Origin of the sequence: Janthinobacterium sp. PSPC1-1, from assembly GCF_049897625.1 — a bacterium.
Classification (GTDB): domain Bacteria; phylum Pseudomonadota; class Gammaproteobacteria; order Burkholderiales; family Burkholderiaceae_D; genus Janthinobacterium; species Janthinobacterium tructae.
Genome location: NZ_JAFCWP010000004.1, coordinates 216,281 through 233,694, shown reverse-complemented (window position 1 = coordinate 233,694; position 17,414 = coordinate 216,281). Strand labels below are relative to the sequence as shown.

The window sequence follows — 17,414 nt, the reverse complement described above, 5'->3', positions numbered from 1 at the left end:
TGATGCACTCTGCGGTTGCAGCGATGAGAGCGACACGCACTCTTGCCTGTGCATGCGTTGGAAGGATCAAGCCGGGACTCAGTGCGCCAAATGCTTGACTGGGACCATGAACGGCAATGTGGCCAGCAGTTTGTCGAGCGTGAGCGGATAGTCGCGCACGCGTACGCCCGTGGCGTTGTAGACGGCATTGGCGATCGCCGCCGCCACGCCGCAGATGCCCAGTTCGCCCACACCTTTGGCTTTCATGGGCGAGGACATGGGGTCCGTTTCGTCGAGAAAAATGACGTCCTGGTGCGGAATGTCGGCGTGCACGGGCACTTCGTAGCCGGCCAGGTCGTGGTTGACGAAGAAACCGGCGCGCTTGTCGACCACCAGTTCTTCCATCAGGGCCGCGCCCACGCCCATGGTCATGGCGCCGATCACCTGGCTGCGCGCCGCCTTCGGGTTCAGGATGCGGCCGGCCGCACACACGGCCAGCATGCGGCGCACGCGCACTTCGCCCGTGTCGCCGTCCACGCCCACCTCCACGAAATGCGCGCCAAACGTCGATTGCTGGAATTTTTTGTCCAGGTCGCCATATTCCATATGATCTTCGGCGACGATGTCGCCGTTCGCCGCCGCCTGCGCCAATGGCACGCTGCGTTCGCCCTGGCTCACTTGCCCATCGGAAAAACGCGCTTCCTTCTGATCGAAACCCAGCTTGCCGGCCACGGCCTGGCGCAGGCGTACGCAGGCTGCGTACACGCCGGCCGTCGAGCTATTGCCGCCCCACTGCCCGCCCGAGCCGGCCGAGACGGGAAAATCCGAGTCGCCCAGGCGCACGACGACACGGTTCAAGGTCACGCCCAGCATTTCCGCCGCCGTCTGCGCAATGATCGTGTAGCTGCCCGTGCCGATGTCCGTCATGTCCGTTTCCACCGTGACGATGCCGTTGCCATCGAGGCGCACGCGGGCGGCGGACTGCATGACGAGGTTGTTGCGGAAGGCAGCCGCCACGCCCATGCCTACCAGCCAGCGGCCGTCGCGCCGCGTACCTGGCTGTGCTTGGCGCTCTTTCCAGCCAAATTCCACGGCGCCCGTGCGCAGGCAATCGATCAGGCGGCGCTGGGAAAACGGCCGGCCGGGCTTTTCCGGGTCCACTTTCGTGTCGTTCAGGATGCGCAAGACGATGGGGTCCAGGTTCAGCTTTTCCGCCAGCTCGTCCATGGCGATTTCCAGCGCCATCAAGCCCGGTGCCTCGCCCGGCGCGCGCATGGAGTTACCTTCCGGCAAATCGAGCACGGCCAGGCGCATGGCCGTCATGCGGTTTGCTCCCGCGTACAGCAGGCGCGTCTGCATCACGGCCGTTTCCGGCTGCCCGCCTTTGAGGTCGCCCGACCACGACTCATGGCCGATGGCCGTGATTTTGCCATCGCGCGTGGCGCCGATGCGCAGGCGCTGGATGGTGGCGGGCCGGTGCGTCGTGTTGTTGAACATCAGGGGCCGCGTCAGCGCGACCTTGACGGGTCGCTGCGCCGCACGCGCGCCCAGGGCCGCCAGCAGCGCTTCCGCGCGCACGAACAGCTTGCCGCCGAAGCCGCCGCCAATATACGGCGAGACGATGCGCACCTGCTCTTTCGCAATACCAAGGGTGCGGGCCAGGTCGCCCCGGCCCCAGTCCACCATCTGGTTCGCCGTCCACAGCGTCAATGTATCGCCCTCCCAGGCGGCAATCGAGGCGTGCGGCTCCATCATGGCGTGCGACTGGTCAGGCGTCGTGTAGCTGGCGTCCAGGCGCACGGGAGCATTCGCATAGGCGCTGGCGAAATTGCCCGTCTTGCTGTCGGGCTTGCCATCCTTCGGCTTGGTGGCCGAGTTTTTTGCCTTGGCCAGGTCGAAAACGCCCTGCTGCTCGGCATACTTGACGTCAAGCAACTGCGCGGCCGAGCGCGCCTGCTCGAAGGTTTCCGCCACCACCAGCGCGATGGCCTGGTGATAATGTTGAATGTCCGGCCCCCCCAGCAGATGCGCCGTATTCATTTTTCCCTTGCCCAGCTTGCCCGCCGATTGCGCCGTCACCACGGCCAGCACCCCCGGCGCCCGGCGCGCCGCGCTTGTATCAAGCGAGGCGATTCGGCCTTTGGCAATCGCCGCGCCGACGACGTAACCGTAGGCGGCATGCGGCGCGGCCTTGTTCTGTTCATACGCGTACGGCGCCATGCCCGTGGTTTTCAGGGGGCCGTCGATGCGGTCCGTGGGACGGCCCACGACTTTCAGCTGGTCGATGGGGTTGGTGGTCGCAGGTGTCGTAAATTTCATGGCGCTAGCCTTTCTGGTCGGGTGCTTGCGCCAGCACGGCGGCTATCGTGCGCTGCGCCAGGATCAGCTTGAATGCGTTGTCGGCGGTGGAATGGGCACCGGCCAGCAGGCGCTCGCTCACGGCAGCCGCGCCATTCGGCATCGCCTGCTCGGCGGCAGCAATTCTCCACGGCTGCGGCGCGACGCCGCCCAGGGCCAGCCGGCCCGTGCCATTGGGCAAGATGATGGCCGCTACAGACACCAGCGCAAACGCATACGAAGCGCGGTCGCGCACCTTGCGGTAGACGTGCGTGCCGCCAACGGGCGGGGGCAAGGTCACGCTGGTGATCAGTTCGCCCGGCTGCAGCACCGTTTCCAGCTGCGGCGTGTTGCCGGGCAAGCGGTAAAAGGCGGCAATCGGGATGCTGCGCGTGCTGCCGTCGGCCCGCACCGTGTCGATGGCGGCGTCGAGCACGCGCATGGCCACGGCCATGTCGCTGGGGTGCGTGGCGATGCAGGCCTCGCTGCCGCCCAAAATCGCCAGCGGCCGGCTGAAACCGGCGATGGCCGGGCAGCCGCTGCCCGGCACGCGCTTGTTGCACGCCTGGTTCGTATCATAAAAATACGGACAGCGCGTGCGCTGCAGCAAATTGCCTGCCGTCGTCGCCTTGTTGCGCAATTGCGCGGAAGCCCCCGCCAGCAAGGCGCGCGACAATACGCCGTAATCGCGGCGCACCAGGGCGTGCGCGGCCAGCGCCGTGTTGCGCACGAGGGCGCCGATGCGCAAGCCGCCGTCTGCCGTTGTCTCCACTTTATCCAGCGCGAGGCCATTCACGTCGATCAAATGCGCGGGCGTTTCGATTTCCAGTTTCATCAGATCGAGCAGATTCGTGCCGCCGGCGATGAAGCGCGCACCCGGCGTGTGCAAGGCTGCGGCCGCCGCTTCGGCCGGCGTGGCCGCCTTCTGGTAGCTGAACACTCTCATGTCGGCCTCCCCGCCACCTCGGAAATCGCCTCGATGATGTTGGAATACGCGCCGCAGCGGCACAGATTGCCGCTCATGCGTTCGCGCAGTTCTTCCGGCGTCGCCTGCGGGGGGGCGTTCAAGTCCGCGCTGACGTGGCTGGGGATGCCCTGGCGGATTTCTGCCAGCGCAGCGACGGCCGAGCAAATTTGCCCCGGCGTGCAGTAGCCGCATTGAAAGCCGTCATGCGCGATGAAGGCGGCCTGCATCGGGTGCAGTTTCTCGGGCGTACCCAGTCCCTCGATGGTGGTGACCTTGGCGCCGTCATGCATCACGGCCAGGGTCAGGCAGGCATTGATGCGCTGGCCGTCGAGCATGACGGTGCAGGCGCCGCACTGGCCGTGGTCGCAGCCCTTTTTGGTGCCCGTCAGTTGCAGGTGTTCGCGCAAGGCGTCGAGCAAGGTGGTGCGCGTATCGAGTTCCAGGCTGTGGCGCCGGCCATTGACGTCCAGGCTGACTTTCATGAGGACGGGCGGCGGAGAAACACTGGCCTGGGTGGCCGTATTCACCGCTTCCGCCGCACCCGCAACACCGGGCACGGCCACAACCGTGGCCGACAGCGCGCCGGCGATCAGCAAGCCGCGGCGGCCGGCATTGATGTGATTACACTCTGTCATCTCGCGCTTCCTCCTGGCTGTGGACTGGCTGGGTGGGCGCATGCAGGCCCGAAGCAGCAGTCTGAAGGCCGGATTCCTAAGAGTCTGTACGCGAACGAACGTTCAGCCTCAGACTGCGCCGGGCCGTGCCGGCGCCGCCCAGCGCCGCATGGCCCGTGTGGCGCGCGCAATGGTCGAGCGCCTGGCGCAAGGCCGTATCGACATTGCGCAGCGACATGTCATGCCGCTCGGCCACCTCCTGGCGGGTCAGCTCATCCACGCGCAGCGCTTCGAGCACTTGCTGGTGGCGCCGCGGCAGCAGCGCGACGGCCTGCGCCAGCCGGCGCACATCGGCATGCAGTTCGGCCAGGCGTTCCGGCCCCGCCGCCGTATCGGCCAGGAAATCGACCAGGCCGGCGTCGTCCTCGCCAGCACCTTCGCCCGCATACAGCCAGCCGCGGTTGCGGCGCAGGCTGTCCGTGGCCGCATTGCAGGCCACGCGGAACACATAGGCCACGGGGCTGTGCGCCAGCGCCGCCCCATCCCCCGCCGTCAGTGTGCGCAGGCGCAGCCAGGCGTCGTGCAGGCTGTCGCTGGCCAGTTCGGCGCAACCCAGGTGGCGCGTCAGGCGCCGGTGCAAGCCCGCGTAATTGCTTTCCAACACCGCCTGCAGCTGGGCGCCCTGCCCTGGCACCGCCGCCATGTCGTTGGCCGCCTGCAAACGCGACCGGATGGCGGGCCGGTACCGGGCCATGCCTGCAGGCCCCATGGCGCCGGCCATGCGCAAGGGCAAGGGTTCGGCCAAGCGGGCCATCATGGCGACAACCTGCTGCGCTCTTGCGCCGTCAACTGGCGCGTGGCCGATTCCGGCAGCGGGCCCAGGCCCAGCACGCGCACGGCGCTGCGCGGGTTATAGTCGGCCGCCTCGGGGCGCGTGCCGTCGGCCGGGGCGGCTTGCGCGCTGTCGGGCGGTGCGTCGCTGCCAAAACCCAGCACGCGCACCGTAAACACCGATGGCTGCGCCGAACGGGTGGCGGCGCGTTCGCGCTGCACCACCTCCTGCGCCGCTGTCGTGGCCTGCGTGGCAGCCGCGCTGGCGTTGGTCATGGCAGCCACGTTGACGGACGCCACCGTCGGCATGCCCTTCGCTTCGCCCTTGACCTGGATATTCGCCGCGTTCATCACCGTCAGTGCGGCCAGGTTGACGTTACCCGAGACGCGGATGCCCGCCTCGCCCGCGTCGATGGTGCCCAGCGGGGCCAGCAAGTCCACGTCGCCGGCCGGCACTTCGGCGATCGGCGCCAGGGTGGCGATGCCGGCGCCTGTGCTCGGCACGTCGGACGACAAGGTCACATTGCCCCAGTTGTCATACACGCGCTTGGGCGGCGTGTAGACGATGGTCGACTTCGAACCACGCCCTGCATTGATGTCGCCCTGCGACGACCAGCCCAGGATATCGCCGCCAAACGTGGTCATGACGCGGCTCTGGCCCAGCAGGATGCTGCCATGCGAGAACAGATTGATATTCCCGCCGCCCTTGGTGATGACGCCCGAAGTCGACGGCGGCGCCTCGCCCTCGATGCCGAACACCTGCTTGCCGCCCGGCGTCAGCAGCTGGATGTCGCCGCCGAAGTTGGTGTGCACGTAGCCGCTGCGGGGAACGATGCGGTCGTTTCTTCCCGAGTCCGAGTTGTAGAGACCAAACGTGCCGCGGTACATGACGATGTCGCCTGCATAGGAAATCGCCTTGCCGCTGGCGTCGGTGGCCGGCGCCAGGCCCGCGATGGCGTTGCGGCTGCGCAAAAAGCTGCCATAACGCGAGCTATCCCAGTCGTTGTACTCGCGCCCGCCCGCCTTCAGTTCCGCGAAATACACATCGCGGGCAAACACGCGCTGCTGCGGCTCGGGCAAGGCCAGGTAGAAGGCCAGCGCTTCGGCAGGCGTGCCCTTGAAGCCGTAGCGTTCGACTAGCCAGGTGGCCAGTTCGCCCTCGTACGATTTCACCACCTTGCCGGACTGGTCGGCCAGCGGCACACCCGTCTTTGCCACGTTCGCCGGGTCAAGATAGGGCGTGACGAAGCGCAGGTAGTCGAGGCCGGCCGCGCCAACGCCCGCCTGCATGGCAATGCCGGCACCCGGACGCTTGTCGCCCTGCACAATGGGGCCGAGGCTGACGACGCTGCCCTTGTCCTGCATCAATATGTTGCGTCCGGCGCTGATATCGAGCGTGCCGGGGCCGGCCACGTTGAAGGAACTGCCCAGAATATCGCGCCCGGCCGAGACTACCGATACGTCATGCGCATTGTTATGCACGAACAGATTGCTGCTGTTGTTGAACATCATGCCGCTCTCGCTGCCGCCCACGCCCTCCAGCAGCGCCGTGCCGCTGCTGACGATGTCGCGCCCCGCCTTCATCCAGACCGGTTGCGCACCCTCATACCAGGTGATGCCTGCATGCTTGGCGTCGTAGAACTCGACGATGCGACCGACGTTGACGCCGAGCAAATCGCCCTTGACGGCATAGATGCGGGCCGCCTGCGTGCCGCTGTTGTCAGGGCCGGCGGCCGAATCGGGACCGAAGGCGAACAGCTGGTATACATCTGCCCTCGCCGGCACCCCCGTGCTGGACAGATTGCTGGCCAGCGGACCGGTCGACCACGAATTCGGGGTCAGGGCGAGGTAGGCGGGCTTGAACGGCGTCGCCATGCTGTCCGCTGCCGCGCCGGACTGGCCGATGGTAAAACCGCCAGCATAGATGGAATCACCGGCCAGCCACTGCAGTTGTGCATTCGGCGAAGGCGCCAGCAGCAATGGTGCGGCATAGCTGTTGGCAGCATTGCTGTCCACAATCGTCTTGCCGTAGTACAGGCTGCCATGCGCTGCGGCAACGCGCACGATGGATGGGTAGATAGTGGCGAAGTCGGTTTCCGTGCCGATCGGCGCCGTCAATGGCGTCAGATTACCGCCGGCGGAGAACAGGTCGAGCGCCGTGTGCGGCGTCCACAGGCTGAACCAGCTGTTGCCGATACCCAGTTCGCCAGATGGCGCAAGCGCCGATGTCGGGTTGACCATCAGTACGCGGCCGGGATCGGCCACATCTTGCAGCACCTGGTCGCCCAGGGTCGCCACGCTGAACGTGGCGTCGCCCGGCACCAGGGTCATGCCGCCCTGCGGCGTGGCGCGCGTGGCCGTAAAGGCATCGTAGGCGCGTGTTTCTTTCGGCGCGTGATCGATACTTTGTGTACCGTATTGCAACACCAAACTGCCCAGCTGTGCGGCCGACGTTTCCGCGTGGCCGCGCAAGTCGACCAGGGCGCCATTCATGTGACCAGCATACGGCATGCCTGCCGGGTTGATGGCGCCGCCCACGCGCAGGTCCAGGTCGCCACCACCCGTCAACAGCATGCTGCCATCGGCATTCACGCGGCCCGTGCTGCCCACGGCCAGCAGCAAGCCCTGCGAACGGGTATTGATATTGCCGTCATAGCTGCTGCCCTGCGCCAACGCCAGCGCGCCGGCGTCGCCCGCCACGTCGGCGCGCAGATTGCCGCCACCCAGGGTACCGAAACCCGTAAAGCCCAGGACGTCGTCGGCCAGGGTGCTGCGGCCCACATAGGTGCCGAAATTGACCCACCAGGCCACCGGCTGTGCCAGGCCGCCGACGGCGAGACCAACGCTGCCCTGGCGCCACAGCCAGTTGCCCACGGCCGTGCTGTCGTAGCCCGCGTCCGCAGTGACGGGGCGCAAATTGGTCGCGGCACTGCGGCCCAATAGCGAACCGCTCAGGTCACCGTCGACCTTCAGCAGCAGGTTGCCGCCCTGGTCGGGGTACCAGGCGCGGTAGATGCTGCCGGTGCCGCCATCGACCAGGTGTTCATGCTCGCCGTCCGGATTGTTCAATACCTTGCCGTCGGCATTGCGCGCCCGTGCCTGGTTGAACGGGTCGCCTGGCAATGTCGCCGTGGACGACATGCCGGCCGTGTACACGCCATACAGGCTGTCCATGCGCAAGTCGCCGCCGCTGACCAGGTCCAGGTCGCCCGTGCCCGTGCGCAGCACGCTGTAGCGCAGGCTGCTCGCCTTGTAGTCAAACGTGGGGCTGGAGGTGCCGCACCAGGTGGGATTCTCCTCGCATAAAGTTGGCCAGCCTAATGCCACGGGGTCGAGCAGGTCGCCCGCCTTCACGCTTTCGTCGGCAAACTCTTCCGCGCCGACCTTGGTCCACACGTAGGCCACCTTCAGCACGCACAGGCTCGCGTCGTTGGCGCAAAACACCTCGACAGTCTGGCCGAACTGGCTGGTGAATTCCTCGGTGATGGGCTCGCCCGCCACGATGCCGGGGATGTTCTCCCGCTCGCCCAGTTCCTGCGCTTCCTTGGTCCAGTACTGCACGCCCTTCGGCGGAATCAGGATCCCGTACATACCGTAATGGCTGTCGGCCAGGCGCAGGGTGCCATGCTCGGGATGCGCCCGCACGCTGCGCGTGTCGGCCGCATCGAGGTCGGCGCCGGCCACCAGGCGCATGCCCCACGCTTGCGAGCCTTCGGCCAGCATGGGCGCGATGGCCCACAGCTTGCCCTGGCTGCCCGCCACTTCCGGACGCAGCTGGATGGACGCCACATTGGCCATCAGCTTGACATCGGTGCCGGACGGGATCAATGAGCCCACAGCCAGAGCCAGGTTGCCGTTGAGCATGAAGCTGGAACGTTCGCCCGCCACGCCAGGCAGCGGCATGCCCTTGGGCCAGGTCATGGCGCCCACTTTCACCGGTTGCTTGAGCACGCTGCCTGCGTCAAGGCGCATGCCGGCGTCCAAGGTTTGCGCCGTGGCCAGCAGGCTGCCGGCCGCATGGATGATATTGCCGGCGCTGTCGCGCACGGCCGCCGCCAGCACCGTGCCAGCCGGCAAGGTCACGGCCTCGTCCAGGGTCACGGCCACGGGCAGGCGCGTATTCGCGCCCAGATTGAAACCCTTGACGGGCAAATCGTAGTTGAGCGCGATGCCGCCCGGGAACAGCGTGCCATCGGCGACGGTCACGCCCTGGCCCGGCACGATGACGTCGCTGCCGTTGATGTCGCGGCCCGGCAGCAATACCCAGCCTTTGTCATCCTTGGTGGCGGGCGGCGGCGCGAAGCCGTCATTGATGCTGCCGTAAATGCTCAAGTCGCCGCCGGCGCGCAGCAGCAGGCTGCCCACCTCGCCCGAGCCGCGCACATTTGTCGCTTGAAAGCGCGGATTCAGGCTGGCATAGCGCATGCCTGACAGGTCCAGGTCGCCCTGCACCACCAGGTCGCCATCCGGCGTCTTGCTGACGATATCGACGCCGGGACGCAGGTGCAGCGCATCGGCATACGCGGCGGCCGTCAAGCCCGCCAGTTTGCCGTTACGCAAGTTCGTGTTGGCCAGCGCCGCATCGATGAAGGCCGTGCTGTCCGCATGCTTGCTGTCAAGATATGCCTGGTTGATCACCTGGTACGGCCGTCCGCTGGCCGACAGGTCCGTGGCGCTGGCCGCGTCGTCATAGCGCTGCATGGCGTTGACGGCGATCGATTTCGCGCCGCGTATCGTCAAGCCGCCGCCGGCGGCGATGGCAACGTCGCCAAAGGTGGCGGCGTCGGCGTCCGTGCGGGCACCACCGCTGCCCAGGCGCGGCGCGTTCAATTCCAGCGTGCCGCGCGCGGCGCCGTCGTGCTGGCCCTTGCCCTTGCCGGCCACGGCCGCCGTGCCGTGGCGCAGGTCGATCTGCGCGCCGCCGGCCAGGTCCAATGTGCCCTCGCCCGCGTTCAGTTCCACCATGGCCCGGTTCGGGCTGTCGATGATCTTGCCATAGCTGTCAACGCGCAAGACGGTGCCATGCGCATCGAGCACGGCATTGCCGGCCAATGTGACGCCATGCTTGCCTGCCAGGCGGATGCTGCCCACGCGCTCGCCACTGGCGTCGATAGTGCCGGCGACGACCAGGCGGCCGCTGTCGACGGACACCTGCACGTCACCCGCCTTGAGTTCATTGCCGATGGTCAAGTCGCCCTGTTTCAGCTGGAAGCTGCGCCCGCCCGTCACGCCGCCTTCCGTCAGGCGCGTGTTCAGTGAAGCGAACTGGCTGTCCAGGGTACCGCCCGCGCCCAGCGTTTGCGCTCGCACATCCACGCTGCCCTTCTTGTAGGGCACCACGGTACCGCCCGCATCGTAGCTGCCGCTGGCGCCGCCGAGGATCTTGCCCTGCAGATCCACCATGCCGGCCGCGCCATCGAGCGCCACGGCCTTCAGGCTGCCGGCGCGGTTGTTCTCGGCCGACAGGTCGATCACGGCACCCGTAGCCTGACGGATATCGCCGGCGCGGCTGTCCAGGGTGACGTCGCCACCCCAGCTGTATTTATCCACGTCGAAGAAGGTACTCTTGCGGCCCGCCATGTCGATGCGCGCGCCGTCGGCCAGGCTGATGTCGTGCTGCGCGCTGAGAGTCAGCTTACCGCTCGGCAGCACCACGGCCGTGGCCACGCTGACGCTGTCGCCGTTCAAGGCCAGCTGGGCGCCCAGTCCATCGTTGTTCTTGACGGCAGCCGCTGGCGCCGCGCCGGCCGGTGCCGCCACCGTCAGCGCGCCGCCCGCCGTATAGCTGTGCGCGGAACCGGCGTCGCCCGTCAACAGCGGCGTGATGATGTTCAGCTTGCCGCCGCTGTACTGGACACCCTTGCCTGCCTCGAAGGCGCCCTGCGCCTGGTAGACGGACAGGCTGCCCTTGTGGTTGGCCGTGACCAGGCCCGACGCTTTCAGGTTGACGGTGCCAAAACCCAGTGCCAGGCGGTCGAACGAGGCGACGCCGGCCGGTTGCGTGAACGGGCCGAAGCCGAAATCGATGCGTTCCGCTTCCAGGTTCAGGGTGCCGCTGCCCGTGCCGGCGCCATGCGCAATGATATTGCCTGCTGGCGACAGCGCGCCGCCCCAGATCAGGTTAGCCGTGCGGATGGTGGCCACCGTGCCGGCATCGCCCTGGCCATACATGGCCGGCGTGGTCAGCACCAGGCGCTCCAGCGTCGATTTGCCGCTGGTCTTGTCGTAGGTATCGAGCACCACGTCGCCATAGAAATTGACGCCGTCTGCCGCACTCAGCATCAGCGCCTGCAGCGCCGGTGCGCCCGTGCTGGTATCGCCGCGCAGCAGGCGGTCCAGCACGCCCTGGTTCAGGGCCAGGCCGCTGGAACGCGTGCCGTTGGCCTGCGCCGCCGCCAGCGCTTCGCTGCTGCCCATGTTGATGGCGCCCACGGACAGGCTCAGGTTGCGCGTACCGTAGCGGGCCGAGTCGTCCAGCTGGAAACTGCCATTGGTCGACAGCAGCAAGGTGCCTTCCGAGTACAGGCTCGCTGTACTGGTGCCGGCGCAAGCGTCGTCGCACACGCCGATGCGGATGCCACCACGCGCCGAACCGCCGACCGGCGCCACATTGAGCAAGCCGTTCGAGGCGGCCAGCACGTGCATGTCCGCGCGGGTCTTGTAGATGAAGCCGTCGTTGGCGTCATATGCGGCCTTGCCACGCCCCAGGGTGCTGATGCCCGCGCCAGGCGCGATGTCGATCAAGCCATCGCCCAGCATATAATTGCCCGGATCCTGGGCCACCAGGAATACCTCGGGCGCCGACAGGACGGCTCCCGCGCGCAGGTAGATGGCACGCGCGGAGTTGACACCGAAGTTCACGTAATTGCCGCCCTGGCCGTATGCCACCGTGGGTGTGTTGCCCACCACAATGCGAGCCGCACCGATATTATTCAGGCTGGAGGCGCGCACGCTGACCAGCCCGGCGCCGCTGGTGGCCGGCGCGCCATCGGCGAGAATTTCAATCTCGCCAGTGGAGACATTGCTCGATCCCAGCATCACGGTGCCGCCATAGCCGCCTTCGGCTGCGGCGAACTTGCCGGTACCCCGGAACTGGAATGTGTCCAGACCGCCATCTTGCGCCAGGGTCAGCTTGAGTGTCTTGGCATCGGACGGCAGCATTGCCCGGGGAATGCCGCGCGTCTGCGCATCGGCCAGGGCAAATGCGGCATAGCCTGTTTCGTTGTATTGGGAGTAGGTGCGCAAGACCTTGGCCGGCGTGAGTATCAGCTGGCTGGCCAGCGGCGCGCGGATGTCCGTGCCGGCAATCGACAGGGTGCCGGGCGCGGCCCAGGAACCGTTGCGCAGCTGCTGCGCCAGGGTGCCTGCACTGCCCTGGCCCGCCAGACCGTTGAGTTCCACGCGGAAGGCGCCCGGCAGCAAGGCATAGGTCGAGGGCATCAGGGTGTAGGTGCCGGCGGGCAAGCCCGGCACGCCATTGCCTACCGTCACCTGCCGGCCCACGGCCGCATCGGCAGCCCCCTTTTCGCCACCCGCAGGCGCCTGCGGTGCCTGCACGCCCGGCACGATGGCGTACACAGGGTTGGTCGCCAGGCCAGGCAAGACGAAACCACCGTTCGCGCCCACCTGCACCAGCGGATGGGTGCGCGCGTCAGTGGAACCGCCGCGGCCGGCGATGAAACCGGCGCCCGTCAGTTCGCCGCCGCCGGACAGGTCGAGCAGCGCGCCAGGCTGTACGTCCACGGCCACGCCGGCCATTTCCACGCCGACGCGTAGCAGGCCGCCCTGCCCACTGAAGCCGCCCACGCCCAGGAGGGCGGCCGGCTTGCCATCCACATTCCAGGCCTGTCCATCGACGGTGCCGCCATACGGCATGACCAGGCCGGCGCCGCTGACGGAGGTGATGCTACCAGGCAATAGATTCACCGTCAGGCTCTTGTCATTGTTATAGCGGGCCGCGCCGATCGCCAGACGGCCCAGCGGCGCGCGCACCACGCCACCCTGCTCGATATGCGCAGCCTCCAGTTCCAGCGAACCGAAGGCGGAATACGGCATGGCTGGCACGCTGTCGGTCGTGCGGGCGATGTTCAGGCTGCGCGCAGGATCGTAGCCGAACTTTCCCTCGACCAAGCCAGAGCCAACGCGCACGGCGGCACCGGCGCCCGTTTCCGGATACAGCTGGGCTGCACTGAGGGTCATGTCGCCTGGCGAGGACAGCACCGTCGTCGCTTGATTGCCATCCCAGCCCAGCGGGGACAGCAGGAAACGCAGGTCGCCGCGACTGGTGAGGCGCACGTCGTCGGCCAGAATGTTGACCAGGCCGCGCACGTCGATCAGGTCACCCGCCATGCTGATCTGGCTGGCGACCGGCGATGCTCCCGCACTGCCTGGCGTCGTATAAAAATCGCGGCCAACGGGCTTGATGCTGGCCAGGCGCACATACGGCGCCGCGATGCTGACCTTCGCGCCAGGCTTGCTGCCAGGCGACAGCATCGGCGCACCGTACAGCTGGAAGCTTTGCTGCAGCGTCAGCGACACGTCGCCATCGAAGGTGGCGGCGCCAAGCAAGGCCAGGTTGGCAAAACCGCCCGCGTCCACCTGCTCCACGGAGAGGCGGCCATGGCCATACTGCAGCACTTTCTCCCCATCCTGCGCAGTCACATCAGCGGCCAGGTCGCTGGCGACCTGCTGCTGCGTCAACTTCAACTGGCGTCCCTGCAGCACCCTGGCCTGCGCCAGCTCCTTGCGGTATTCGGGCGAGCCCGTAGCCACGGACAGGGTGCCGCCCGCCGCGCCCGCGCCACCCGCCCTGGCCAGCAACTGGCCATCGAGATACAAGCCATTGTTCGACGCCAGCGCGATGCTGCCGCCCGCGCTGGCCACGTCAACCGCCGCGCCATTCACGTCCAGCACGGCGTGCGCGCCGGAAGCGTCGAGCACCGCACCATCGCGCACCACGACAAACAGGCTGGCCGCCGAAGTACTGCCCTGCGCATGGTTGATCTCGCCGCCGATGACGATGCTGCCGCCATCGACCACCTTGCCGTAGCGCCGGCCTTGCACGTCCGTGGCCGTCACTGCGCGCGACGCCACGTCCAGCACGGCGTTCTCGCCGATCCACAGGGAACGGCCATGGCCGGCCGCTTCCACCGCTTCGGACACATTCACGTCGACGCCCACGCCACCGAGGCTGATCTTGCCGCCCCAGGCGTTCAAGCGTCCTTCCACCGTCAGCTGGCCCACACTGGACAGCTTGATGGCCTGGCCCGCATCGACATTCACCACCGCATTCTTGCCGACCAGCAGTTCGGCGCTGGCCATATCGGCCGCGCCGGACTGGATATCGCCCACCTGCAGGGCCAGGCTGGCGCCCTTGCGCTGCGTCAAGGTGCCCTTCAATGCATTTTCCGTGTATTGCTCCGGCGTCCACAGGAGCAGTTTTTCATTGTCCACCACGCGCAGCACGGGCATGCGCACGTCCACCTGCGTGCCGTCCGCCACCGTCAAGCCCTGCTTGCCGAGCAGGCTGTAGCTGGAAAAACCCTTGTCGAAGAAGTCGCCGCCCAGCTGCAGGATGCCTTTCTGTGCGGTATCGGCTGGGCCGACCAGTATCTTGTTCGCCTGCAATTCCAGCTTGCCACCGCCCGTCACGCCGTGGCCGCGCACTTGCGCGCCTTCGCCCAGCAGCAAATCGGCCTGCGCGCCATAGCTGGCCAGGGTCACTTTGCCGCCCTTGCCGCCCTGCTGTTTCGCCTGCGACAGGATGGCTGCGCCCGAGCTGACGTCGATCAGGCTGCCGCTGCCGATGCGCACGTCGCCATACGCCCGCAACGATACATTGCCGCCGTTCAGGTAAGGCAAGCCGGCGGCGGCCAGCGGGTCGCGCAGCACATTGGCCAGCAAGCCGCTGGTGTCCAGGCTCACGCCATCGGCCAGCAGCAGCTTGCCTGCGGGTCCGCCCGGATTGACCAAGGTGTCGTTCATCCCCAGCGCGCCGATCTGGTTCAGCACGTTGCCAGCCATGATGCTGCCGCCATGGCTGCGCAGGCTGCTATTGATGGCCACGTCCTTGGCGAACAGGGTGATATTGCCGCCGTCGGCCACCTGCAGCGCGCTGTCGACGGTGATCGATCCTTTCGCGGCGATGCGGATGGCGCCCAGCTGCTGTTCATTCAGCAAGGTCGTATCGAGCAGCAGCTTGCCCTGGCGCTCGGGTGCCAGCACGCCTGCCACGTCGAGGCCGGCGGCGATGCCGTCCTGCACGCGCGTCAGGCGCACCTCGTCCATGACAGCCGACAGCACATGCTGCAGCACGCCCGTGCGCTTGTCGAACATGGGCTGATATTGCCCGACGATCAGTTGCCCCCGCTGCGCGGCCGCCAGCTGCGACTGCTGGTAGCCGTCGAGCAGGGCCTGCGGCGCCTGCGTCTGGCGCTCGCCCTGGAAGACCTCGCCCGCGATGCCCCCCTCCAGCACGGCCGACCCCGTGGCGATGACCAGCTTGCCAGCGTCGCGGCCCACCGTGTAGCCGTTTTCCAGGCGCTTTTGCGCGGCGATCAGGGGATTGGCGTAAAACGCGCTGGCGTCCTTGCCCCAGCGCGCGTGTTCTTCCTCGTAACCCTTGTACACGCCAAGGTAGGCCAAGTCGGCGGGCGCGCTGCTCGCCTCGTACAGCTTGCCGTCCGCGCCTTTCAGCCAGGTCTGGCGCAGCGCGCCCGTCTGCACGTCCAGGGTGCCGCCCGACAGGTTGATGCCGGAGCCGGCCTGCGTGACGACATCCTTGCCGCCGAAGCTGACGGTGCCGCCCTGCGCCATCCACTCGCTGACGGAGTGACCCTGCGTGCCCAGGTAGCCGGCCACTTCCAGCAAGCCGCCCGCCGTGTACCAGCGGTCGCTGTCGTAGCCGTTCGTGCCCTTCGGTACCAACACCAGCTTGCGGCGGTCCACCCAGATATTGTTGTTGATCAAGGCCTTGCCGTCGCGGTTGACGGGCGCGTCGCGCTGCTCGTTGCCCTGCACATTGATTTCGACATTGTTCGCCGCCATGGCCACCTTGACGCCCACGGCGCCGGAGACGTCGAGCTGGGCACCATCGCGCACGAGGCTGCGGCTGGCGGCATTGACGGCGATCTGGCCGCCTGTGGCCAGGGTCACCGAGTCGCCCATGAATTCCACCGAGCCGGCGCTGCCGATCTCGATGCGAGACTGGTCGCGGCGGTCGTTCACGGCGAGGATGTTTTCCGTCGACGTCACGACCGGGCCGCGCATGGCGTCGCGCTGGCTGTCGAGCGCCGTCGTCTTGCCGTCGTCCTCGACCAGGATGGCCGTGGTGGCGCCACGTCCCACGGTGACGGCCGCGTCGCTGCCCAGGGCATTGAGGTGGATAGTGCCGCGCGTGGCCGTTGTGGTGGAAGCGAGCAGCACGCCGTCCTGCTGCACCGTGCGCCCGGCCAGGGTGATATCGCCTTCGCGCGCCTGGATCAGGCCCGTGTTGACGACCTTGCCCGCCGTGCTGCCGGCCGCGAACTGCGGCGTGACTTCGCTGCCGCGCGTGGTCGACAGCGGGTTGCCATCCGTGCCCACGCCTTTTTTAATGCTGAAGCTGTCGCCGGCGGCCAGCAGGGCCTGGCCCTTGGGCGTGCTGATTTCGCCCGCATTGTGGACTTCCTTACCCAACAGCATCACGTAACCGCCGCCTTCCGTGCTGCCCTTGGGCACATTGCTGGACAGGCGCGCCCCCGCCTGCACCTGCACCTTGCCGCCCGCATCGGTCAACGTCGTGGCGCCGGCCGTGCCGGGGCTGTAGATGCCATCCTTCTTGAATTGCGCGTCGCCGATGCGGGCCGCGGCCGCCACCAGGCTGCGCGTGTCGACCTGGCTGGTGCCGGTAAACACGATGCCGTTGCGGTTGACCAGCAGCACCGTACCGTCCGCCTTGATCTGGCCCTGGATCTGGCTGGGACGCGCTTGCGGATCGTTGACCCGGTTCAGCACGGCCCAGTCCTTCTGCTGCTGGAAGGTCAGGGTCGTGTCCTTGCCCACGTTAAACGTTTCCCAGTTCAGGATGGCCTTGTCCGCCGTCTGCTGTACCACCACGGCCGTCTTGCCGTTTGCCACTGTCTGCACGGGCGCCTGGGCATTGAGCCAGCCGGCCGTCAGGCTGTTGGTGTCGACCTGCAAGCCGCCTTGCACGAGACCATCGGGTGCGCCGAGTGCGCCAGGTGCGCCGGCGGCGGCCTGGCGCGCCTGCGCCTGGGCAGCCTGCTGCGCGGCAATGGCGCGCGCGGCCAGGTTCAGGTTGTTGATCGAACGCTGCAACTGCTGGTTCGCCTGCTGTTGCTGACCCTCGGGCCGGCTGCCCAGCGGCAGCGGCTGGCCATTCGGCAGGCGGCCCGAGCTGGCCGCCGTATTTTGCACCGCGCCCTTGGCCGCGAACCAGCCGCCGCTGAACGCCTGCTGCGCGCGCGCCGGCGTGGTAAAGGCGCCTGCCATCAGCATGGTGGTCAGTGCGTAAGCGAGCGGCGTGAGCCGCAAGCGGCTGCCCAGCGTGGAGGACCGCTGCGCGCCCGTGTCAATGTTTGGGACTGGGCGCTGGGCAGTGTGAAGCTTGGTCATGGCAATGGTTTCCTGGCTAGAGAGTAGGGAACGGAGCCTTGCGGTGGCGCAGGCGTCCATGCCTCCATGAC

General features: G+C 67.3%; 5 protein-coding genes. All 5 read right to left on the bottom strand.

The genetic code is table 11. The annotated features are described in order from the left end of the window. Positions 1–78 precede the first annotated feature (78 nt). Positions 79–2,298, bottom strand: coding sequence for an aldehyde oxidoreductase molybdenum-binding subunit PaoC (gene paoC / locus ACP7EG_RS14995; protein WP_426088225.1), 2,220 nt, complete (start codon positions 2,296–2,298; stop codon positions 79–81). Positions 2,299–2,302: 4 nt separating this feature from the next. Further along, positions 2,303–3,262, bottom strand: a complete 960-nt coding sequence (locus ACP7EG_RS14990) for an FAD binding domain-containing protein (RefSeq protein ID WP_426088224.1) — start codon at positions 3,260–3,262, stop codon at positions 2,303–2,305. Continuing rightward, a complete protein-coding gene (gene paoA, locus ACP7EG_RS14985) occupies positions 3,259–3,918 on the bottom strand; it encodes an aldehyde dehydrogenase iron-sulfur subunit PaoA (RefSeq protein WP_426088223.1) in 660 nt (219 codons plus the stop codon). The genes ACP7EG_RS14990 and paoA overlap by 4 nt, the downstream gene beginning before the upstream one ends. Before the next feature lie 76 nt (positions 3,919–3,994). Next, the gene (locus ACP7EG_RS14980; RefSeq protein ID WP_426088222.1) at positions 3,995–4,714 is read right to left on the bottom strand and encodes a sigma-70 family RNA polymerase sigma factor; all 720 of its coding nucleotides are present in this window, start codon (positions 4,712–4,714) and stop codon (positions 3,995–3,997) included. Continuing rightward, a complete protein-coding gene (locus tag ACP7EG_RS14975) occupies positions 4,711–17,343 on the bottom strand; it encodes a filamentous haemagglutinin family protein (protein ID WP_426088221.1) in 12,633 nt (4,210 codons plus the stop codon). The genes ACP7EG_RS14980 and ACP7EG_RS14975 overlap by 4 nt, the downstream gene beginning before the upstream one ends. Between the last annotated feature and the right edge of the window lie 71 nt (positions 17,344–17,414).